Origin of the sequence: Arachnia propionica (assembly GCF_003859805.1) — a bacterium.
GTDB lineage: Bacteria > Actinomycetota > Actinomycetes > Propionibacteriales > Propionibacteriaceae > Arachnia > Arachnia propionica_C.
This window is the reverse complement of record NZ_RQZG01000003.1, coordinates 111,636-132,422: the sequence shown is the minus strand read 5'-3', so window position 1 is coordinate 132,422 and position 20,787 is coordinate 111,636. Positions and strand designations below refer to the sequence as shown.

General features: G+C 67.6%; 19 protein-coding genes. 6 read left to right on the top strand and 13 right to left on the bottom strand.

Translation table 11 applies throughout. The annotated features are described in order from the left end of the window. Positions 1-4: 4 nt before the first annotated feature. On the top strand, positions 5-1,021 hold the full coding sequence (locus tag EII34_RS04165; RefSeq protein ID WP_185711175.1) for an SMI1/KNR4 family protein: 1,017 nt from the start codon (positions 5-7) through the stop codon (positions 1,019-1,021). Here the strand turns inward: EII34_RS04165 and EII34_RS04160 are convergent, their stop codons facing one another. The 4 genes from EII34_RS04160 to EII34_RS04145 are packed head-to-tail and all read right to left on the bottom strand — an operon-like array spanning position 1,022 to position 7,627. Further along, on the bottom strand, positions 1,022-2,761 hold the full coding sequence (locus EII34_RS04160; protein WP_124843217.1) for an ABC transporter ATP-binding protein: 1,740 nt from the start codon (positions 2,759-2,761) through the stop codon (positions 1,022-1,024). Then, positions 2,755-4,539 carry an ABC transporter ATP-binding protein gene (locus EII34_RS04155; RefSeq protein ID WP_260425052.1) on the bottom strand — a complete coding sequence of 595 codons (1,785 nt, stop codon included), beginning with the start codon at positions 4,537-4,539 and terminating at the stop codon, positions 2,755-2,757. Before EII34_RS04155 ends, EII34_RS04160 begins: the two co-directional genes overlap by 7 nt. After that, positions 4,517-7,024 (bottom strand): ATP-binding cassette domain-containing protein, encoded by a 2,508-nt coding sequence (locus EII34_RS04150; RefSeq protein ID WP_124843215.1) that lies wholly within the window; start codon positions 7,022-7,024, stop codon positions 4,517-4,519. The genes EII34_RS04155 and EII34_RS04150 overlap by 23 nt, the downstream gene beginning before the upstream one ends. 3 nt (positions 7,025-7,027) lie before the next feature. Continuing rightward, entirely contained in the window at positions 7,028-7,627 is a 600-nt protein-coding gene (locus EII34_RS04145) for an ECF transporter S component (protein WP_124843213.1), read from the bottom strand. A 212-nt stretch (positions 7,628-7,839) separates the two neighbouring features. Between EII34_RS04145 and EII34_RS04140 the strand changes: the two genes are divergently transcribed. Beyond that, positions 7,840-9,546, top strand: a complete 1,707-nt coding sequence (locus tag EII34_RS04140; protein WP_124843211.1) for an alpha/beta hydrolase — start codon at positions 7,840-7,842, stop codon at positions 9,544-9,546. 67 nt (positions 9,547-9,613) lie between these two features. Here the strand turns inward: EII34_RS04140 and rlmB are convergent, their stop codons facing one another. From rlmB to EII34_RS04095, 9 genes are all read right to left on the bottom strand, one after another. After that, a complete protein-coding gene (rlmB, locus tag EII34_RS04135; protein ID WP_124843209.1) occupies positions 9,614-10,558 on the bottom strand; it encodes a 23S rRNA (guanosine(2251)-2'-O)-methyltransferase RlmB in 945 nt (314 codons plus the stop codon). Further along, positions 10,558-11,988 (bottom strand): cysteine--tRNA ligase, encoded by a 1,431-nt coding sequence (cysS, locus tag EII34_RS04130; RefSeq protein ID WP_124843207.1) that lies wholly within the window; start codon positions 11,986-11,988, stop codon positions 10,558-10,560. The genes rlmB and cysS overlap by 1 nt, the downstream gene beginning before the upstream one ends. Positions 11,989-12,062: 74 nt before the next feature. Continuing rightward, positions 12,063-12,392, bottom strand: a complete 330-nt coding sequence (locus EII34_RS04125) for a helix-turn-helix domain-containing protein (protein WP_260425051.1) — start codon at positions 12,390-12,392, stop codon at positions 12,063-12,065. Between the two features lie 62 nt (positions 12,393-12,454). Next, positions 12,455-12,730, bottom strand: coding sequence for a type II toxin-antitoxin system RelE/ParE family toxin (locus EII34_RS04120; RefSeq protein WP_260425050.1), 276 nt, complete (start codon positions 12,728-12,730; stop codon positions 12,455-12,457). 36 nt (positions 12,731-12,766) lie between these two features. Then, positions 12,767-14,137 (bottom strand): DUF4032 domain-containing protein, encoded by a 1,371-nt coding sequence (locus EII34_RS04115; RefSeq protein WP_124843205.1) that lies wholly within the window; start codon positions 14,135-14,137, stop codon positions 12,767-12,769. A 76-nt stretch (positions 14,138-14,213) separates the two neighbouring features. Next, positions 14,214-15,101: a pyruvate formate-lyase-activating protein gene (gene pflA / locus EII34_RS04110; RefSeq protein WP_124843203.1), complete on the bottom strand. Its 888-nt coding sequence runs from the start codon at positions 15,099-15,101 to the stop codon at positions 14,214-14,216. Continuing rightward, positions 15,098-15,349 (bottom strand): autonomous glycyl radical cofactor GrcA2, encoded by a 252-nt coding sequence (gene grcA2 / locus EII34_RS04105; protein WP_124843201.1) that lies wholly within the window; start codon positions 15,347-15,349, stop codon positions 15,098-15,100. The genes pflA and grcA2 overlap by 4 nt, the downstream gene beginning before the upstream one ends. A 26-nt stretch (positions 15,350-15,375) precedes the next feature. Then, a complete protein-coding gene (locus EII34_RS04100) occupies positions 15,376-17,481 on the bottom strand; it encodes a pyruvate formate lyase family protein (protein ID WP_124843199.1) in 2,106 nt (701 codons plus the stop codon). A 102-nt stretch (positions 17,482-17,583) separates the two neighbouring features. Next, the gene (locus EII34_RS04095; RefSeq protein WP_260425049.1) at positions 17,584-18,495 is read right to left on the bottom strand and encodes a nucleotidyltransferase domain-containing protein; all 912 of its coding nucleotides are present in this window, start codon (positions 18,493-18,495) and stop codon (positions 17,584-17,586) included. On the opposite strand from EII34_RS04095, the gene EII34_RS16465 reads away from it, so the two are divergent. From EII34_RS16465 to EII34_RS04080, 4 genes are all read left to right on the top strand, one after another. Further along, positions 18,475-18,972, top strand: coding sequence for an AAA family ATPase (locus tag EII34_RS16465; RefSeq protein WP_260425048.1), 498 nt, complete (start codon positions 18,475-18,477; stop codon positions 18,970-18,972). The genes EII34_RS04095 and EII34_RS16465 overlap by 21 nt on opposite strands. A 27-nt stretch (positions 18,973-18,999) precedes the next feature. Continuing rightward, a complete protein-coding gene (locus EII34_RS16460; RefSeq protein ID WP_260425047.1) occupies positions 19,000-19,728 on the top strand; it encodes an ATP-binding protein in 729 nt (242 codons plus the stop codon). Between the two features lie 69 nt (positions 19,729-19,797). Further along, positions 19,798-20,127, top strand: coding sequence for a transcriptional regulator (locus EII34_RS04085; protein WP_124843197.1), 330 nt, complete (start codon positions 19,798-19,800; stop codon positions 20,125-20,127). Continuing rightward, the gene (locus EII34_RS04080; RefSeq protein ID WP_124843195.1) at positions 20,124-20,786 is read left to right on the top strand and encodes a nucleotidyl transferase AbiEii/AbiGii toxin family protein; all 663 of its coding nucleotides are present in this window, start codon (positions 20,124-20,126) and stop codon (positions 20,784-20,786) included. Before EII34_RS04085 ends, EII34_RS04080 begins: the two co-directional genes overlap by 4 nt. The last annotated feature ends 1 nt before the right edge of the window (position 20,787 follow it).

Here is a 20,787-nt window from a genome sequence, read left to right as displayed (position 1 = left end):
CCCCATGACCATGTCCCGACGTCAGCAGGAACTGTTGTCCCGACCTCGCTGGGAGCAGGTGAGACGTGTCATCGGCTGGCACCGGGACCCCCTCGTCGCGGCCGACGGCTGCACGGCCGAGGAACTCGCCGTCATCGAGGAACGTCTCGGCCTGCCGCTGCCCGCCGTCCTCCGGGAATGGTTCGAGATCCTCGGGCACCGACTCCGCGCGGTCCAGGACCCGGCCGCGACCCCGGAGACCATCACCCGCGACGGCGACCGCATCGTGATCTGGACCGAGGACCAGGAGGCCTGGCTGCTGCTGGTGCCAGCGGGCGGCGACGACCCCGTCGCGGAACTCGAGTTCTCGCCCCACGAACTCCCGACCAGCGTGTGGCTCACCGGAATGCTCATCTCGGAGTGCCTCGGAGCCATGTGGAGCTGGAACGACGGCACCGGCCCGCTCGGCGAGTTCCGCCCCGGGGTTCGCGGTGACGGTCCCATGGACGAGGTCAACGCGTCCGTCTTCGCGGCCGTGCCACAGCACTACCCGGAGCTGCCGTGGCCGCTGCCCCCGATGTGGCAGGCCTGGCACGGCGACGACGAGACCGTCATCCGCGTCAACGGCACCGATGTCCTCGAGTGGTTCACCACCTCCGACGCCGCCCACGCCCGCATCCGGCACCTCCTCGCCGAGGGCGGCGGCACACCGACGGTCGTCGCGCGCATCTCAGGGATCACGGAAGAGGAACACGAACGCCACAGCGAGAGCGGCCGATTCGACCCCTGGCCGGACCAGGGGATCGACGAGATGGCCGCCGTGTTGTCCCACGCCCGGCGGATGAGCACCGCCACCGGAGCAGAACCCGACCGCTGGCACGAGATGACCCTGCCCACCGACGACCCCGAGACCCTCGCGGCCGCCCTCGTCGCCTCGCTGGCCCCCACCTGGGGTGACCGCCTCACCGTCGCCTGGCGCGCGGACGACGACGCCCCCTGCCACGTGGTCCACCCCAGCGGTGGGGAGTTCACCCGGTCCTGATCAGCCGAGCCGCCAGCGGCTCACGGCCCGGGAGTCCGCGACCAGATCAGCGAACAGCCCACCGGAAGCGACCAGCTCATCGGGGGAACCCTGCTCGACGATGCGGGTCGCCTCGCCCTTCTCCCGGCCCGAGAGCACCGCGACCGAGTCGGCGTTCATGATGGTGGTCAGCCGATGGGCGATCACCACGACGGTGCGGCCCTCCGACAGCTCCGCGAGGGTCCGGGTCAGCAACGCCTCGTTCTCCGCATCCAGCGCCGAGGTGATCTCGTCCAGCAGCAGGATCGGGGAGTCCTTGAGGAAAGCCCGGGCGATGGACACCCGCTGCCGCTCACCGCCGGAGAGCCGCAGTCCACCCTCGCCCACCCGCGTCTGAAGCCCTTCGGGAAGCCGAGCCACGACCGAGTCCAGCCGTGCGCGACGCACTGCCTCGGCCACCTCCTCGTCGCTGGCGTGTGGACGGGCCAGCCGCACGTTCTCCAGGATCGTGGTGTCGAACAGGTACACGTCCTGGAACACCATCGAGACCATCCCCATGAGCTGCTCGGTGGGCATCTCCCGCACATCCACACCACCGATGGTGATGCGCCCGGAATCCACGTCCCAGAACCTGGCCACCAGCTTCTGGCACGTCGACTTGCCGCACCCCGACGGTCCGACCAGCGCCGTGATCCGACCCTGCGGTGCGCGCAGCGAGAACCCGTCGAGCAGCGGCCGTGAGGCGTCGTAGGCGAAGCCGACGTCGTGGAACTCGATGTCATGGCTCGTCAACGGCTGAGGTGCGGTGCCCTCCGGGAGGGTCGGCTCATCCAGCACCCTGCCCATCTCCTGCAGGGCGATGCCGGCCTTCTGCACCTCACCCTGGTACAGCAGTGCCTGGGACAGTGGGGTGGTGAACCGGGTGCTGAGCAATGCGATGGCGAGGAATGTCGGGACATCCAGGGAACCGCCGAGTGCCAACCACAGACCGACCGCCAGCACCGCCGTGAACAGGGTCTGGGCGACCAGGGCGGAGGCACCGAGCGGTGGTCCCTGCAGCCGCAGCAGCCGGGTCATGGCCGTGTCCTCCTCGGACAGGGTCCGGCCGAGCGGTCGCCAGGCCGTGCCGTGCAGACCACGGGCCCTCAGCACCGGCTGCAGCTGCGCGTACTCGATCAACCGCCCGGCACTGGCGGCCACGAGCGCCGGTTCCTGGTCCTGTTCCGCCTTCAGCACCTTCAGCCCCCAGTGCCACACCAGCCAACCGGCGGGCACCGCCAATCCCAGGACCAGGGCCATCCGCCAGTCCACGAACAGCAGGGCCACCAGCACCGTCGCGGGCACGACGGTGGCCCCCAGCAGCCCCGGCAGGACGATGGAGCCCAGGTGCGACAGCACATTGGCCTGGGTCGAGGTGAGCGAGGCGACCTCACCGGGGGTGGTGGCGGTGAACCAGCCGAGCCGCAACCCCGCCACCTTCTTGCCGATCTTGTGGATGAGGTTGCCGCAGACATCGACCACCGAGACCCGGTGGGAGCGGTAGAGGGTGAGGAACTGCAGCAGGAAGGTGGCCGCTGCCAGCCCCAGCAGCAGCCACAGCCACGGCAGTGCCGTCGCCGGGTCGCCGCTCAGGTAGACGCGCAGGAAGGGGATCATGGCGACGAAGGTGAGCCCCTGCAGCACTGCGGCGACGGAATAACCCACCACGGTGCGCAGGAGGACCTGCGGCCTGTCCAGGTAGCGACGGAACTGCTTCAGCATGGCTCCTCCTCGGTGTTGTCGGCCACCGGCTGCTGCCCCCGCCACATCTGGGCGTAGCGGCCCTCGGCGGCGACCAGGTCGTCGTGGGTGCCGCACTCGATCAGCCTGCCGCCGTCGATGACGGCGATCTGGTCGGCCCCCTGGATGGTGCCCAGTCGATGGGCGATGACGATGACGGTACGACCCACGGCCAGGTTGCTGATGGCCTGCTGGATCAGTCGTTCGGAATGCGCATCGGCCTGGGCCGTCGCCTCGTCCAGGATCAGGATGGGGGCGGCGGCGAGGAAGGCCCGCGCTATGGTCAGCCGCTGCGCCTCACCACCGGAGAGATGGGCCTGCTCACCGATCACGGTGTCGTAGCCGTCGGGCAGTTGCATGATGCGATCGTGGATGCAGGCTGCCCGTGCCGCCTCCTCGATCTCCTCGTCGGTGGCGCCGTCCCGTCCGAGTGCGATGTTGGCGCGCACCGTGTCGTGGCTCAGCCGGACCTCCTGGAACACCAGGGACAGCGACGACATCAGATCGCTGGTCCGCAGCTGTCGCACGTCGCGACCCGATATCAGGATCTGTCCGGAATCGACGTCCCAGAACCGGGAGATCAGCTTCGCCACCGTCGATTTGCCACCGCCCGAGGGACCCACCAGCGCGGTGACGCAACCCTTCGGACAGCTCAGCGACAACCCCTCGATGACGTTGATCCCCTTCTCGTAGGCGAAGGAGACGTCCCGCAGCTCGACGGCGGGGGCGTCCTCGACGGCGGGGAGGGAGACCTCGGGCTCCGGCAGGCGGGGGGCCTGCAGGATGGCCAGCGTGTTGGTGGCGGCCTGTTTGGCGGTGTAGAGGCGCTGGGACATGTCGGCCAGGGTCGTCATCCCCTCCGGCAGGCCCACCCACACCAGCGCGAAGGCCACCACGGTGACCGGGTCCAGCCACCCCTGGAGGGTGCACAGCAGCCCCACTGCGACGGTGACGGTGAAGACCACGGCGGGCTGCATCGCCGCTGCCACCAGTGACATCCCGAGGCCCTGGCGCTCCAGCCAGGTCACCGAGACCTGCTCGTGGTGCTTCTGGGCACGGTCGAACCGGCCGAAGACCCTGTCCGCCATCCCGAAGTTCTTCACCTCCTTGATGCCGTCGACCAGCTCGACGGTGGCATGGGACAGTTCCCGCTCCGACTCCCCGTAGGCCCGGTAGGTCTCGGCCAGCCCGGTCATGCTGAGGAAGTAGACGACCACGAGCAGGACCGCCGTCCCCCCGAGCAGGAGGAGGGCGAAGCGCCAGTCGAGCCAGAACAGGTAGACCAGGGAGGCCAGTAGGCTGAACACGGCATTGGCCAGGTCCCCGGCCAGGTGGGCCACCAGCACGTGGATCTCAGCGGTGTCCTTCGCCACGGACTTGCGGATCTGTCCCGAGCTGCGGGAGGTGAACCAGCCGAGGTTCACCTGTCCCAGCGTGTCGACGAGGCGTTGCCGCAGCTCTGCTCGCAACTTGGCCTCGGCGACGTGGCTGCGGCCGAGCGCGGTCCCGTACAGCACCACGTGGAGCAGCATCGAGACCACCGCGACCAGCACCCAGGACCACAACGGCCCGGGGCTGAGGTCCCGGGACAGGAGGCGTCGGGCGATCTCGACGAGCGCGATGTAGGGGACCACCTTCAACACCGCTCCTGCCGCGGCCAGACAGAATGCGAGGATCATCGATCCCCTGGCGCTGGCGATGAGGTCCCAGACGGTGCGCGGTGGCTGGGTGGTGGGTTCAACCATGGTGTTCGAGCTCAAGGCTGATCCTTCCGAGGAGGTTGAGGTGGTGGAGGACGAGGGCCACGGCGAGGATCGTGGCCCACAGGGTGATGAGGGCGAGGGTGTCGGTCGTGCGCCACCGCACGTCGCTGAGTTCGGTGCGGCTGCGGTGGGCCCCGAAGGCCCGCGCATCCATCGCCATCGAGACCCGCTCGGCATGACGGACGGCGCTGACCAGCAACGGGATCACCGAACCGGCCCACACCGTGATCGGGGCCAGCCAGCGGGGAGCGCGGGTGCCGCGCAGGTGCCGCGCCTGACGGATGACGCGGTGCTCGGCGCGGAACCGTTCCACGAAGGCGGTGGCCGCCATGCCGGCGTGCGCGATGCGCACCGGGAGCCGGAAGGTCCGGGTGAGGGATCTCAACAGGTCCTGCGGTGAGGTCAGGGTGCCGGAGACCAGCACCAGGGCCAGCAGTGCCGCGATCCGCACCCCGCTGCGGAGCCCGGCCAGCCACTGCCCCTGATCGAGGACGAGGGGACCCACCTGGATGCTCTCGGAGACACCGTGCAGGTCGAAACGGTAGGCGGTCATGCCCGACCAGGTGAGCAGGGCCGCCACGAGCCACAGGGCGGCCACCATGACGGACCGCCCGCCGAGGGTGCCGCGACCCTTGAGCAGCAGGAACAGCGACGAGAGGGCGAGACAGCTCAGGGCGAACTCGGGGCGTCTGGCCGTCAGCACGAGGAACAGCGCGGGAAGGACACCGAGGAACAGGGTCAAGGGGCCCAGGCGCGACCCGGCGGGTTCGGGGAGCTCCGAGAGCGCCTCGTCCGGCTGCGACGACGCCGTCGCCTCCGGCTGCGCGGCCTCGACGGGCTCGTCGACGAGCTGGAGCAGCGGGGGTGGCCTCAGACCGCTCTCGGTCAGGCCGGGGCTGGTGAGCACGTCGATGGGGCGGCCCTCGGTGATGACCCGCCCCTCGTGCAGCAGCACCACGTGGGCTGCGTGCTCGAGGACCAGTCCGAGGTCATGGGTGGCCATGATGATGGTGGTGCCCTGGGCGGTGCTGCGGTGCAGCAGGTCCATCAGGGTCCGGGTGGAGGCTGCGTCCTGACCGAAGGTGGGTTCGTCCAGGCACAACACCTCGCGGCCCTCACCGAGTGCGGTGGCCACCGACAGGCGGCGCTGCTGTCCACCCGAGAGCAGGAACGGGCTCTGGTCCCGGGCGTCACCGAGGGCCAGGTCCGCCAGTGCCGCATCCACCCTCGCCTGCAGTTCCTCCTCGGGAACCCGGTTGATGCGGCCCGCGTGGGCGAGCTCCTCACGCAGCGTCGGGTGGAGGAACTGGTGCTGCGGGTTCTGGAACACGTGTCCGACACGATGGTCGGGGCGGGTCAGGCGCAGTGGCCCGGAGGGGAGCCGACAGGAGTCGACCCGGGCGGTGGGGTGGAGACCGGCCAGGGTGCTGAGCAGGGAGGACTTCCCGGCACCGTTGACCCCGATCACGGCGGTCACCGCACCGGCCGGGGCGTGGAGGCTGACCCCGTCCAGCACGGTTCGTCGCCGTTCACCCGGGCCGAGTCGCAGGCTGAGGTTCACCACGGACAACCCGGGGCTGTCAACCGCAGGGCGGGCGGAGTCCGTCACCTGCGCGGCGAGCCGATGGCGTGCGGCAGGGTGGGCCCGGAGGGCGTCGACGCCCTCGGTGAGTGTGAGGGTGCCCTCCAGTTCGGGGAATTCCGCCGCCCAGCGGACGCAGGTGGGCAGCACGATCCCGGCCTCGGCCAGGAGGTCACGGCCTTGGTGCAGGACCTGGCGGGGAGGGCCCTGGAGCAGGGTCGCGCCGGTGGCGTCGAGGGCGATCACCTCGTCGACGTACCCGATCACCGGATCCAGGTCGTGCTCCACGACGAGCACCGCCGTTCCCTGCCCGGCCACCTCGGCGAGAAGACGGTAGAGGTGCTGGCCGCTGGCCGGATCGATGTTCGCGGTGGGTTCGTCCAGCACCAGCAGGGCAGGACGCATCGCGAGGGCGCTGGCCAGGACGAGACGTTGCCGTTGTCCACCCGAGAGTTCCCACGGGTTCCTGAATGCGTCTTCGAGCAGCCCGACCTGCATCAGGGCCTGACGGGCACGAAGCCGGATCTCGTCGGTGGGCACCCTGAGGTTGCTGAGCCCCCAGGTCACCTCGTCCAACACCGTCGTCGTGACGATCTGGGAGTCCGGGTCCTGGAGCACCATCGCGACGGTGGTCGCCAGCTGCGCGATGCTCTGCTCCCCGACCTCATGGCCCCGGATCAGCACGGATCCCCGGTACGCCGCGGGGACGGAGTGCGGGATCAGACCGTTGAGCGTGAGGGTCAGTGACGACTTGCCGCAGCCGGAGGGGCCGATGAGGGCGATGAGTTTCCCCGGGGTGAGGGAGAAGGTGGTGCTCCGGGGCCGCCAGGTCTCGTGCCCGGCATGCCTCACCCCGACCTCACGGCAGGTGGCCAGCGAGTTCTCTGAGGGGCGGAGCATGGGTCAGTGGTTCCTGACCCCGATCCCTGCCCGCCGCAGACTGCGCACGACGACCAGGGTGATGGCGACACCGACGAGGGAGGAGAGCAACGCGATCGTTCCCATCAGGAGCAGTTCAGGGGTGGTGACCTGGATCTGGAGCATCGACGAGTAGAGCAACCCGTTGAACAGCCCGAAGGTCGAGGCGGCCAGCCCGTATCCCAGCCAGTTCCAGTGCTTGTAGAACAGCAGGGCCAGGGGGATCTCCACCAGGGCGCCGCCGATGAGGTTGCCCAGGATGGAGCTGACCCCGGACGGGGTGGTGAAGGTGCCGATGATGCCGATGATCAGGGCGGCGATCATGATGGCACCCGGTTTCTGGGTGAGGGCTCCCGGCAGCATGAAGGGCAGCAGCCACAGCCCCATCAAGGAGCAGACGGCCATGATGCCGACGGGGGACACCGCGAGCGTGATGCTGACGTAGCTGAGGGGGATGACCACGACTGCTCCGACGACGGCGCAGGCGGCGACGGTCATGAGGGTCCGGGTGTGCAGGACGGAGTTGCCTGGACGATCAGCTCGAGCGGTGTGGATCTGCAGTGTGTCATTCTCGCCCGCTGTCATCGGATCTCCATTCTCATGTCGCTTAAGGCAGACCTAACATAACTCTTCCGGAGAACCATGATCACTCCGGGGTCGCCATCGCGCACCGCTCCTGGAGACTCCGATGTCGTCTGGGTGTCCATTCGAGACCTGTTTGCCTGTCCGCTGCCCCCTTCGCTTCCTAGGCTGAGTGATGGGCACCTCTGCAAGGACGCTTGGAAAGGCAAGGAACGATGTCAACACACACCCCGAGACGGTCAACATCACGACGGATGTGGGCCGGTGGTGTCGTCGCTGCGTGCCTGGTGGGGCTGGGGATCGCATCTCCCGCCCCCCACGCCGTTGCCGATGACCCACCCCCGCACGAGACCACGTCACCACAGGAGGCAGCCCGGGTGGACAACCTGCCCACCCCCACCCTGGACTGGCAGCCCTGCAAGCAGTCCCAGTACCGGGAGAAGCTGTGTGCCGAGGTGAGCCTGCCGCTGGACTACGACGAGCCGGACGGCGCCCGGATCACGGTGTCGGTGCTGAAGGTGCCCGCCCGGAACCCGGAGCAGCGGATCGGCAGTCTCTTCGTCAACCCCGGTGGGCCGGGGGGGTCCGGCATGGACTTCGCCGCGAACTCTGGGGCCACCCTCAGCCCTGAGGTGCTGGACCGCTTCGACATCATCGGCATGGATCCACGAGGCATCGGGGCCAGCAGCCCACTCGAGTGCTTCGAGGATCCCGACGCGGCCATCGAGGCCCTGAAACCGGCCTGGGAGATGATCTTCCCCGTCACGAAGGAGGAGACGGCCGTCTTCCAGAAGAGTGTACGCACCATCGGTCAGGCCTGCGGCAGTCACGGGAAGGAGATGGCATCGGCCATGAGCACCTCCCAGGTGGCACGTGACATGGAGATGCTGCGTCGGGCCGTGGGCGACGAGAAGCTGTCCTACTTCGGCTTCTCCTACGGCAGCTACCTCGGCCAGGTGTACGCCAACATGTACCCGGACCGGGTGCGGGCGCTGGTGATCGACGGGGTGATCAACCCCACCGAGTGGCTCGGCAGCTTCAACACCTCCACGATCCCGTTCGGGGTGAGGATCGGTTCTGCGGAAGGTGCCGATCACGCCATCAAGGCCCTCATGGAGCGCTGCGCGAAGGTGCAGGACTGTCCCGTGGCCGATCCCGAGGCGGCCCTCGACCGGGTGCTGACCCGACTCCAGGAGCAGCCCATCACCTTCTCGGATCCGGACGGCAGCGAACAGGTCATCACCTACCAGCGCTTCACCGGGGTCATGCTCGGCCTGCTCTACGCGCCGGAGACCGTCGAGCTCGTCGTCGAGTACGTCGGTGTCGTCGACCAGCTGAACCCGACCACCCCGATGCCCGAGGCCGAACGGGCCGTGCTGGGACAGTCCTTCCTCAGGCTGGAGGAGAAGGCGCAGGAGGCGGTCGAGGACAACACCGGTTCTCCCAACGACCCGAGGATCCGAGAGGCTGGCCTGATGAAGCTCCGGAACGACAGCCGGATGCTGAGCGTCATCTGCTCTGAGGGCTCGCATCCCAGTGAGCGGGTCATGCGTCGCTACAGCGAGGTCGAGAAGCAACGCTCACCGTACTTCGGACAGAGTTGGTTCTGGAACCAGGCGGCCTGCGCCTCACCCGCGTGGAAGGCCCGTGACGAGGACTCCTACCGGGGACCGTTCAACAAGCGGACCTCGGCCCCGGTGATGGTGGTCGGCAACGTGTTCGACCCTGCGACCAACGTCCACAACGCCTCCGAGGTGGCCCGGATGCTGCCGAACTCGCGGCTGATCATCGCCAACAGCTGGGGTCACGTCGCCTACCGGCGCAGCACCTGCGCCACGGAGAAGGTCGACTCCTACCTCATCGAGCCCAAGGACGACCGGAACTTCAAGTGTGATGACGGCTGGCAGCCGTTCAACGAGTGAGGATTCGCCCACGACAGGTGTGTGGCCCCCACCCGGTACGGGTGGGGGCCACAGCCGTCCAGGGGGTTCAGGTGCGCTGCTGGGTGATCTCGTACAACGCGATCGAGGCCGCCACCGAGGCATTGAGGGATTCGACGGTGCTCGCGATGGGGATGGCCACCAAGGCGTCACAGTGCTCCCGCACCAGCCTGGCCAACCCCTCACCCTCGGAACCGACCACCAGCAGCACCGGGCCCTCACCGCCCGGCAGGGCGCTGAGCGGGGTCTCACCCTCACCGGCCAGACCGACGACGGTGAAGCCCGCATCGGAGGCCTTCCGCAGGGTCTGGTTGAGGTTGGTGACCTTCGCCACCGGGATGCGGGCCGCTGCCCCGGCCGAGGTCTTCCACGCGGCGGCGGTCATCGATGCCGAACGTCGTGCCGGGATCACCACGCCCTGGGCCCCGAAGGCCGCTGCGGAGCGGATGATCGCGCCCAGGTTGCGAGGATCGGTGACACCGTCCAGGGCCACCACCAGGCCCTGGGAGGGAACCTCGAAGGCGGCGTCGAAGACGTCCTCGACATCCGTGTACTCGAAGGCCGGGAGCTGCAGTGCCACCCCTTGGTGGACGAGCCCGCCGGTGACACGGTCCAGCTCGGCTCGGGTGACCTGCAGCAGCGGCAGGGAGTGCTCGGCGGCGAACTTCAGGATGTCGCGCAACCGGTCGTCGCGTTCCGCGCCGTCGGCGACGTAGGCCTGCTTGACCGGCAGTCCTACCTCCAGGGCCTCCAGCACGGGATTGCGGCCCACCACCCAGTCGGCCCCGACGGCGGTGCGGGTGGTCTTCCTGGGACGGTTCGCCTGTCTGCGCAGCGCTTCCTGTTTGGCCTTGTAGGCCTTGTGGTAGACGCGGTCCTCGGCCTTCGGGGTGGGGCCCCTGCCCTCCAGGGAGCGCCGGATGCGCCCACCGGAACCGGCGGTGTTGGACCTGCCGCGACGACCTGCGCCGCGTCGTTGTGAATTACCGGGCATCAGTTCTTCTCCAGACTCCACCGTGCCCCGTCGGGGGTGTCGGTGATGGTCAGGCCCGCATGGGCGAGGGTGTCACGGATGGCGTCGGCGCGGGTCCAGTCCTTGGCGGCCCTGGCCTCGGCACGTTCGGCCAGGAGCGTGGCCACGAGCTGGTCCACGACGGGGGTCAGGTCATCGACGGCGGCATCTCGGACCCACGGGTCGTCGTCGGGGTTGATCCCGAGCACGGTGGTCATCCGGGCGACGGTGGCGTACAGGTCGGCCGCCTCGGTGCCGTGATCGGCGAGGGCCCGGTTGCCCGCACGGACCGCATCGAAGAGGGCGGCGACGGCAGCAGGGGTGGCGAGGTCGTCGTCGAGGGCGGCGGCGAAGGCCTCCCACTGCGGTCCGCCCACGGTCCCGTCGGTGTGGCCATGCTCCTTGGCCGAGGCGAGGAAGGCGTCGATGCGCTGGATGCTCTTCTCCGACTCTGCGAGTGAACCGCGGCTGTCGACATCGGCGGGGGAGAACTCGATCTGGCTGCGGTAGTGCGGGGCCAGCAGGAAGAACCGGACCGCGCGGGGGTCGAAGAGTCTGGTGACCTCCGACACGAGCGCGGTGTTGCCGAGGGACTTGCTCATCTTCTCGCCCGCCATCGTCACCCAGGCGTTGTGCATCCAGACGCGCGCGAAACCGCGTCCGGCCGCGGCGGACTGCGCCAGCTCGTTCTCGTGGTGGGGGAACCGCAGGTCGATGCCGCCGCCGTGGATGTCGAAGACCTCCCCCAGGTACTTGCCCGCCATCGCGGAGCACTCCAGGTGCCAGCCCGGTCGACCACGCCCCCACGGGGTGGGCCACGACGCGGTGAGGGGTTCGCCCTCCTTGCGGCCCTTCCACAGGGCGAAGTCACGGGGATCCCGTTTGCCCCGGGGGTCGGCGTCCTCGGCCGGGGCCATCTCGTCGAGGCGCTGTCCGGACAGCTCGCCGTAGCGGGGCCACGACCTCACGTCGAAGTAGACGTCCCCCGAGCCGTCCGGGGCGACGTAGGCGTGGCCGCGCTCGATGAGTGCCGCCATGAGTTCGATCATCTCGGGGATGTGGCCGGTGGCGCGGGGCTCATAGGTGGGGGGCAGGCAGCCGAGCGCGGCGTAGGCGTCGTGGAGTTCCCGCTCGTAGCGGTAGGCGTGGGCGAACCACTCCACCCCGGCCTCGGCGGACTTGGCGAGGATCTTGTCGTCGATGTCGGTGACATTGGCCACGACGGTGACCTCGAGGCCGGAGTGGGTGAGCCAGCGTCGCAGCACGTCGAAGACCACCTCCTTGCGGATGTGGCCCAGATGCGGGGAGGCCTGCACGGTCAGGCCACAGTGGTAGATCGAGACCTTGCCCGGAACCAAGGGCTGGAACGGCTCGACCGTGCGGGTGGCGGTGTTGTACAGGCGTAGCGTCACCCGCAGCAGTCTACTGGAGCCGACCTCTCCCACGTGTTCAGCGCGGCCGTGGTCCGCGGGTGGTCAGCAGGATTTCAGGTGCGAGGCAGGAGGACCAGCGTACGATCACCGAAGGTGGCGGTGACCTCAATGGTGCCGCCAAGGGCTTCGACATAGGACCTGAGGGTAGCGAGGCCGGAACGATCAAGGTCTCCAGATTCCAGCGCGGAGATTGTTGGTTGGGTGAGAGACATGCGCTCAGCCAGTTCCTTCTGGGTCAGACCCTGCTCCTCGCGGACCTCTCGGAGGCGCCAGGCGCGTTCCGCTGTCTCCATGCGTGTGATGTGTGCGGCAACGGCCTGCTCGTCAACAGGACGCTTGGCTCGCACATCACGCCAAGCCGTCACGCGGACCTTGGCCATCATTCCGTTCCTCCTCACTCGTCAGCCACTCGTCGAACCTGTCATCTGCGATGGGTATGGTGTGGTCATACCACTGCTGCCACCTGCCCGCCTTGTCCCCCGCGACGAGCAGGGTCGAATGCGAACAGTATTCGAACCTCGCTTCGTCCTGCTGATCCCGGCCGAAGCTCTTTCATGTTGTGATGCCTGGAACCTTTGATGCGGTCAACCATCGGACGACCGAGCTGGGGCCCAACCGACTCCAGGCGAGTGATTGCGGCTACAACCAAGTCGTAGGTTTTGCTGTCCAGCGCCAGAAGCCATGTCTCCACGTCCTCCCAGAGCCACACGTCCCACGACATCTAGTGAGTATAGATGCCAGACGATATGTGCGGGCTCTACTGCCCCTTTGCGGCCCTGGCCCTCAGCGCCTCGATGTCGAAGCCGACCATCACCGGCACCTCCGGGTCGTTGGCCTCGTCCTCCCACGGGTCGTAGGGCTTCTCGTAGTCGTCGTCGACGAAGCCGTGCGACGGGTCGTACTTGTTGACCAACTCCTGCCCGACCGGCTCCACGTTGCCCATGTGCTCATCCGGCAGGGTCGTCAGCACGTCCGCGATGTAGCCTGCCGCGGCCTCCTCCGTCGAGACCTCCCGGTGCTCCCGCTGCGACTGGTACCAGCGGTAGTCCAGCAGTTCGTGGAAGAACTGGGCCGGGTCGCGTTTGCCCTGCAGGTGGGCCGGGATCCGACCCACCGCCGGTTCGAAGACCTCCATCAACCACTTGTGGGCCGCCACCGACTCACTCATGGTTCCCGGCAGCTTTGCCCGGAAGGTGTCCATGTCGTTGAGCAGCCGCCGGGCCTGGTGCTCCTCCGCGTCGAGACCCGTCAACCGCATCAGGCGACGGGCGTGGTGCCCGGCCTCCACGACCTTCGGCTGCATCGTGATGGTGCGGCCATCCGGCGAGGTCCGCACGTCGATCTCCGCGACGTCGAAGCCGAGCGCGTTGAGCCGACGCACCCGTCCTTCCAGCCGGTACATCTCCTCCTCGGAGAACTCCTCGACCCCGGTCAGCTCCGCCCACAGGTTGTGGTAGCGCTCCTCGATGGTCTCCACCAACCACTGCGGGTCCAGCGACGGGTCGAGCATCCCGCCCGCCTCCAGGTCACAGAACTCGCCGAACAGGTTGGTGCGGGCGATCTGCAGGTCGTGTGCCCGCTGCCCGTTGGTCAACCGCTCGTGCACCTCGCCGGTCTCGGCGTCGACGAGGTAGGCGGCGAACTCACCGGCGTCACGCCGGAACAAGATGTTGGACAGCGACACGTCGCCCCAGTAGAAACCGGTGAGGTGGAGGCGGGCGAACAACGCCACCATCGCGTCCAGCAACCGGTTCACGGTGTCCAGCTTCACACCCGAGTAGAACAGCGCCCGGTAGGGCAGGGAGAACGGCAGGTGCCGGGTGAGCAGGATCGGGTCCAGCGGTTCACCGTCGCTGGTGGTACGTCCGAGCACCACACCGACCGGTTCGACGCAGGGTACCCCGAGCCGTCGCAGTTCGGTGAGCTGCCGGTACTCGTGGACCGCGACCTCCTCCAGGATCTCCTTGGCCGCCAGGATGTCGTCGCCCACCTGGAGGAACCGGACGACGTGACGGGAGATGCCTCGTGGCAGGGCGACGAGGTACTGGGTGGGCCAATCCGCCAACGGGGTGTTCCACGGCAGGCGGATCAGCGCTGCATCGGGCTTCGCTGCGAGGAACCTGGGCACAGGGTGATTTTAGGGCCTCTCGACGGACGAACTGGAGATTTCGGCCGATGACATGCGGTTTTTCCCGAAGAAACTCTCACAGAGCGGTCAGCCCGCGGGTCCGGAACTGCTCCCGGACCCGGTCCACCAGATCCTGTGACGGTGGGGAGGTGTCAGCCAGGTCGTAGGGCAGACCGAGGCTCGCCCACTTGTCGCGGCCCATCTGGTGGAACGGCAGCACCTCGACCCGGGTCACCACCGGCAACTGGCTGACGACGTCTGCCACCGCCTCGATGTTCTCGACGGCATCGGTGAGACCCGGGACCAGCACGAACCGGACCCACACCTCCTCCGAGCCACGCTCAGCCAGTCGGCGGGCGAATTCCAGGGTGGGTCCGAGGTCGCGGCCCGTGACGCGGCGATGGGTCTCCGGGATGCCGGACTTGATGTCGAGCAGCACCAGGTCCACGTCGTCCAGCAGGGAATCGGAGGCATTGGCCCCGAGGAAACCCGAGGTGTCGACGGCGGTGTGGATGCCCAATTCCTTCGCCTCGCGCAGCAGCCGTGCCACGAAGGCGGGCTGCATGAGTGGCTCCCCGCCGGAGATGGTGAGCCCACCTCCGGTGGTGCGGAAGATCCCGCGGTAGCGCCTCAGACGTCCCACCAGATCCGTCAGGTGCACCGGCTGGCCCTTGGCCGCGAACATCGTGTCCGGGTTGTGGCAGTACAGGCACCGCAGGGGACATCCCGACAGGAACACCGTCATTCGGGTGCCCGGTCCGTCCACGCCGGTCACCAGCTCCCACGAGTGCATCGAGGCCAGTCGGCCGTCGCGCACCAGTGCCAGATGTTCCGGACGCTCGAGATCGTCGGTGATGTCGATCCCGGCGGTTCCCGCCCCTCCCGGCCGCAGCCGGGGGAGCCCCAGCGGGGTGGGGGCGAGGCGGAACTCGCCGGAGACACCGTCGACGGCGGGTGAGGTCACGACCCCTGGTGGAAGGTGCGGGACAGCACGTCGCGCTGCTGCTCCTTGGTGAGTTTCACGAAGTTCACCGCGTAGCCGGAGACCCTGACCGTCAGGTTCGGGTAGTTCTCCGGGTTCTCCATCGCGTCCTCGAGGGTCTCCCGGTTGAGCACGTTGATGTTGGCGTGGAACAGCCCCGGTGCGTCACCGCGCTCCTGACGCTGTGCCTTCATGTCCGCCACACGCTCGGCGTAGGTCTTGACAGCCATTGTTCTTCTCCTCCAGTGGTCGTGGGTCAGCAGCCCTCGGGCACGAAACCGGCATCGAGGATGCCGACGAGGTTGTCCACCTGCTCCTGCTTGGTGCGTCCGAGGGCGGACGGGGTGATGGTGTTGGTCAGCGAGATGCCGTCCAAGGCGTCGGCGTAGTCCAGCTTGCCCACGGACAGCATCGAGGCCAGCATGCCGTGGTTGTCGGCGCCGTTCTCCGGGTTCGCGCCCGGGGCGAAGGGGGTGCCGGCGCGGTGGCCCGACGGGAAGGACCCCGTCGCCTTGCCGTAGACGACGTTGGAGGTGATGGTCAGCACCGACTGGGTGGGGATGGCATCCCGGTACAGCGGGATCTCCTTGATCTTGCTCATCACGGTGTGCACGATGGCGGCGGCGATCTCGTCCGCCCGGTCGTCGTCATTGCCGTAGGTGGGGAAGTCACCCTCGGTGACGTAGTCCACCACCAGACCGGTCTCGTCGCGCACCGGGGTGACCGTGGCGTACCTGATGGCCGACAGGGAGTCCGCGACGATGGACAGCCCCGCGATGCCGCAGCCCAGGGTCCGGACGATCTCGGAGTCGTGCAGCGCCATCTCGATGGCCTCGTAGGCGTAGCGGTCGTGGCACCAGTGGATGATGTTGAGGGCCTCGACGTAGGTGGCCACCACCCAGTCGAGCATCTTCTCGTAACGCAGCCACACGTCGTCGAAGTCGAGTGGCCCGTCGCCCTGGACGCCCTCGTGGTCGGGGACCACCAGCTTGCCGGTCATCTCGTCGCGGCCACCGTTGATGGCGTACAGCAACGTCTTGGCCGCGTTCATCCGGGCGCCGAAGAACTGCATCTGCTTGCCGACCCGCATCGGGGACACGCAGCACGCGATGGCGGCGTCGTCGCCCCAGTGGGAGCGGATCTGCTCGTCCGCCTCGTACTGCACCGAGGAGGTCTCGATGGAGATCGCGGCGCAGAAGTCCTTGTAACCCTGGGGCAGTCTCGGGTCCCAGAAGATGGTGATGTTCGGCTCCGGTGCCGGGCCGAGGTTGCGCAGGGTCTGCAGCAGGCGGAAGGAGGTCTTCGTCACCAGAGGGCGACCGTCCTCACCGAGACCGGCGTCGGACCAGGTGGCCCAGTACGGGTCGCCGGAGAAGATCTGGTCGTAGTCGATGGTGCGCAGGAAGCGCACGATCCGCAGTTTGATGACCAGGGCGTCGATGATCTCCTGCGCGCCCTCCTCGGTGAGACGTCCTGCGGCGAGGTCACGCTGGAACCAGCAGTCGAAGAAGGCCGAGAGGCGACCGATGCTCATCGCGGCACCGTCCTGGGACTTCACCGAGGCCAGGTACCCGAAGTAGGTCCACTGCACGGCCTCCTGGGCGGTGCGCGCCGGGCCGGAGATGTCGAAGCCGTAGCTGGCCGCCATCGCCTTGAGTTTCCTCAGGGCCTTGATCTGCTCGGCATGCTCCTCACGGAACCGGGCCCAGTGCTCGCTGAACGGGGCCTCGTCGACGGCGTCCTTGTCGGCCTGCTTGGACTCGATCAGCCTGTCGACACCGTAGAGCGCGACGCGACGGTAGTCCCCGATGATGCGACCCCGCCCGTAGGCGTCGGGGAGACCGGTGATGACGTGGGCGGAGCGGGCGGCCCGGATGCGGGGTGTGTAGACGTCGAAGACCGCCTCGTTGTGGGTCTTGCGGTACGTGGTGAAGATCTCCTTGATCTCCGGCCGGGGTTCCTTCCCGGCCTCCCTGATGGCGGTCTCCACCATGCGCCAACCGCCGAAGGGCATCATGGCGCGCTTGAGCGGGGTGTCGGTCTGCAGCCCGACGATCACGTCGTCGTCGGCACTGATGTGACCGGGGGCGAAGGCGTCGATGTCGGCCGGGGTGTCGATGTCGACGTCGTAGACGCGCCGGGCGCGCTCCACCGACAGGTAGTCGCGCTCGAGGGTCTCCCAGATGCGCAGGGTCTTGGCCGTCGGCCCCGCCAGGAAGGACGCGTCGCCGGTGTAGGGGGTGTAGTTGCGCTGCACGAAGTCGCGGACGTCGATGGTCTCCTGCCATGGACCGGGGCTGAACCCCTCCCACGGATCGGTGCTGGTGCTGGTTTCCGCAGGGGGGTCTGCGAGCGTGGTCATGCGTTTCTTTCCTGGAAGGGACTCAAATCTGGTCCGACCATTGTATTTGAGTCCCTCGCGCTGGGCCAAGCGGCGGTGCACATGGGTGAGCGGACTGACACCTCAGCTCGGCGCGAAACGTCGTACCAGGTCGATGAAGGTCGCCCTGGCCAGGGCGTACTCCTTGGGGGCGGGGCGAGAACCTGCGTCCTCGGCCAGGGTGAACTCGTGCATGACGAATCGCCGGATGGGTTCGGGGACGACACCCTCGCCCAGCTCCCGCGTGGTCGCCTTGGCCGCGATGAGTTCGGTGACGGCGTCGACGACGTCGGTCTCGGGCGGTGCCTCCGCCAGCAGCGTCGGTAGGTGCATCGGTGGCAGCGGGGAGCAGTGGGTCCTCATCCAGTGCAGGGCGGCTGCGGGGCGGATGGCGTAGAACAGCTTCTTCAGCGCGATGGTGTTGCCCTCCCCGGCGCCGGAGCGGTTCCAGTGGGACCGTCCGACGTGGTGGTAGTGGCGGGTGATGGCGGGCAGGGACACGACCTCGCGGCAGAGCTGGAGCAGCTCGGCGGCGAAGTCTGAGTCCCCGCGGTAGACGAAGGGGGACTGCAGCCACTCCGCGACGGTGGCGTTGCTGGCGGTCGCCAACTGCACGGCCTTGATGAGGTCCCAGCCGTTCACGTCGAGCACCGCGTCGAGCGGGGTCTCGATGACGTCGCGGGGGCGCCAGGGGGACAGGTAGTCCTCGAGCGGACGGACGTGGAGGAACCGGCAGTCGTGGTCCGAGTCGGGTGAGGGGAACCCCCAGGCCCGGCTGCCCGACTCCACCGCCCAGACCACCGCCACGCCGTGCTCGGTCTCCACCTCGTCGAGGCGGGCCTGGATCTGCTGGACCACGGCAGGGTCGAAGTCGTCGGTGAGCGTTGTCGGCACGGGATCAGGATAGCCCGCCAGGGCTGCGGCGAAACGCAGTTCTCGGGGTGGCGAATCGGAGATCCGGGCCATGGTGTGGGTGTGGAACTGGTACCCGGACACCTTCGTGAGCGTTTCACCGAGCTGCTCCAGTTCAGCCCCGTCGTGGTGGTCGAGGGGGCAAGGCAGGTGGGCAGGTCAACGCTGGCGGCCATGCTGGGGGGCGAAGGAAACACGATGCAGGTGACCATGGATGATCCTCTTGCACGGCAGCTGGCCCGTGAGGACCCCATGGGCTTCCTGCAGCAAGCCGGGGAACGCAGACTCGTCATCGATGAGGTGCAACGGAGCCCCGAACTGGTGCTGCCGTTGAAGTACGTCGTGGACTCCGACCCGCGGCCGGGCAGGTTCATTCTCACCAGGTCGGCCAACCTGCTGCGTGTCCCCGGCACCGAGGACTCCCTTGCGGGACGGGCTCTGACCGTGCGGCTCCAGCCATTCTCGCAAGGAGAGGTGGAGCAGCGCCGTGACGACTGGGTCACCGTCGTCGCCGGTGTGCCCGAGATGCAGTCACCGGGAGACAGGGCGGAACTCGTGTGACGGGTCGCCGTGGGCGGTTGCCCCAGGGTGCAACAGCTGTCCGAATCCTCCCGTCAGACCTGGTTGAGGGACTACGTCGATCGGCTGCTCGAGCGGGATTCGGCCGATCTGGGGACGCTTCAGGTTCCCGTACTGCGTCGGCTCCTCGGGCTGATCGGGAGTTCTGTCGGTGGTGAGCTGGTCCAGGAGCGGCTCGCGGAGACACTGGGAATCTCGCGCCCAACGGTCCGCCGCTATCTGGATGTCCTGGAGTCCTTGTTCCTGATACGTCTGATCCCGGCATGGTCGCGTAGCCTGACTCGTCGTCAGGTGAGCCGCCCCAAGATTCAGGTCACCGATTCAGGACTCGCGGCCGCGCTCCTGGGGCTGGGCGCCGAACACCTGGCCGCGATGAGCGGGGCTGAGCATTTCGGGATGCTCCTGGAGTGTTTCGTCGTGAATGAGTTGCTGCGCCAACAGGGCTGGGGCACCACCACGTTTGAACTCTCCCACTACCGCGACCGGCACGGGGGCGAGGTGGACCTCATCATCGAGACCCCGACGGGGATCATCACCGTGGAGGTCAAGGCGGCTGTCAGCCCGACCCAGGCCCATTTCAGGCATCTCATCGCGCTGCGGGAGCGACTGGGGGGACGAGTTCCTGGCCGGTGTGGTGCTGAACTCCGTCACCTCGGCCAGGGCGGAGGATCGACTGTGGGCGCTGCCGGTTGCGTCGTTGTGGGAAACGGGCGGAAAGCAGAAGGGCGAAACCGGTAAACTCAACTCAGATGCGTGATCTCAAGATTGTGCTCGGTGCTGACACACTGATATTGGAGAGGAGATGACATGACGAATGAAGCTCGGGTTCACTTCCGGGACATCAAACCCTATGCGGTTCCCAAGAGCTTGGCGGATCTGCGTGGCCCCAGGAACGGGCTGGTTGAACTGCGTCACTCAGTGCTCTGGGCGCCGGGAAGTCGGCACATCGACCTGGAGGAGCCAGGCGGGGTGGGCTTGGCCTATCGGGCTGTCATATCAGAGGGTACCGTTGCGGATCAGATTGCAGTGCTCAACAAAGAGCGGCTGATCGAGGTGTGGAGTGTTCTGCTGCTTCCTCGACGTGCCAAGGACCTCTGGGAGGAGCGTTTCCCGGAACTGTGCCAGGGGGCGGCATGACCTCGGTCAGTCGGGCTCAACAGGAGGTGACCCGGATAGCGCTTCACGGCGTGAAGGAAGCCGGGTTTGCGCTGGCAGGCTCGGGTGCCATCCGTGCGCACGGACTCACAGAGCGGCCGACGGAGGATGTGGACTTGTTCACCTCAAACACGGAGCCAGAAACCTTCGACAACGCTGTGGATCAGGTCATGAGAGACCTGCGGCAGGCCGGTTGCGTGGTCGAAGTGGAGCGGCGAGCAGCAGGATTCACGCGCCTTCAACTCCGAACGCCGGATGGAGTGGACCTCGACCTTGACATGGGCATCGACTGGCGTGAACGAGAGCCTGTCGCCCTCGAAGTGGGGCCAGTGCTTGCTGTGGAGGATGCTGTCGGCAACAAAATTTCTGCCCTCTACTCACGGGCTGAGCCCCGAGACTACCTTGATGTTGACTCAATCCGTCAGGCAGGGCTTTTCACAGATCAAGAGCTGTTGGAGGCAGCAGCGGAAAGGGACCCGGGCTTCGATTCCCGGATGTTTGCCACCCAGCTGGCAGCGGTTCAGCGGGTCACCCCTCGTGATGTGGTGGCCTACGGTGTCTCAGCAACCGAACTGGAAGCACTGAAAGAGCGCATCAAGCGTTGGGTGGTGAGCTTGGAAGGGAGCGAAGAGCTCAGTTGAT

Coding starts and splice junctions, on each gene's coding strand:
- EII34_RS04145 (WP_124843213.1), bottom strand. CDS start 7,627: ATGACAGCGGGCGAGAATGACACACTGCAGATCCACACCGCTCGAGCT.
- EII34_RS04150 (WP_124843215.1), bottom strand. CDS start 7,024: ATGCTCCGCCCCTCAGAGAACTCGCTGGCCACCTGCCGTGAGGTCGGG.
- grcA2 (WP_124843201.1), bottom strand. CDS start 15,349: ATGGCTGTCAAGACCTACGCCGAGCGTGTGGCGGACATGAAGGCACAG.
- EII34_RS04140 (WP_124843211.1), top strand. CDS start 7,840: ATGTCAACACACACCCCGAGACGGTCAACATCACGACGGATGTGGGCC.
- EII34_RS04085 (WP_124843197.1), top strand. CDS start 19,798: ATGACGAATGAAGCTCGGGTTCACTTCCGGGACATCAAACCCTATGCG.
- EII34_RS04120 (WP_260425050.1), bottom strand. CDS start 12,730: ATGTCGTGGGACGTGTGGCTCTGGGAGGACGTGGAGACATGGCTTCTG.
- rlmB (WP_124843209.1), bottom strand. CDS start 10,558: ATGCCCGGTAATTCACAACGACGCGGCGCAGGTCGTCGCGGCAGGTCC.
- EII34_RS04165 (WP_185711175.1), top strand. CDS start 5: ATGACCATGTCCCGACGTCAGCAGGAACTGTTGTCCCGACCTCGCTGG.
- EII34_RS04100 (WP_124843199.1), bottom strand. CDS start 17,481: ATGACCACGCTCGCAGACCCCCCTGCGGAAACCAGCACCAGCACCGAT.
- EII34_RS04080 (WP_124843195.1), top strand. CDS start 20,124: ATGACCTCGGTCAGTCGGGCTCAACAGGAGGTGACCCGGATAGCGCTT.
- EII34_RS04125 (WP_260425051.1), bottom strand. CDS start 12,392: ATGATGGCCAAGGTCCGCGTGACGGCTTGGCGTGATGTGCGAGCCAAG.
- EII34_RS04160 (WP_124843217.1), bottom strand. CDS start 2,761: ATGCTGAAGCAGTTCCGTCGCTACCTGGACAGGCCGCAGGTCCTCCTG.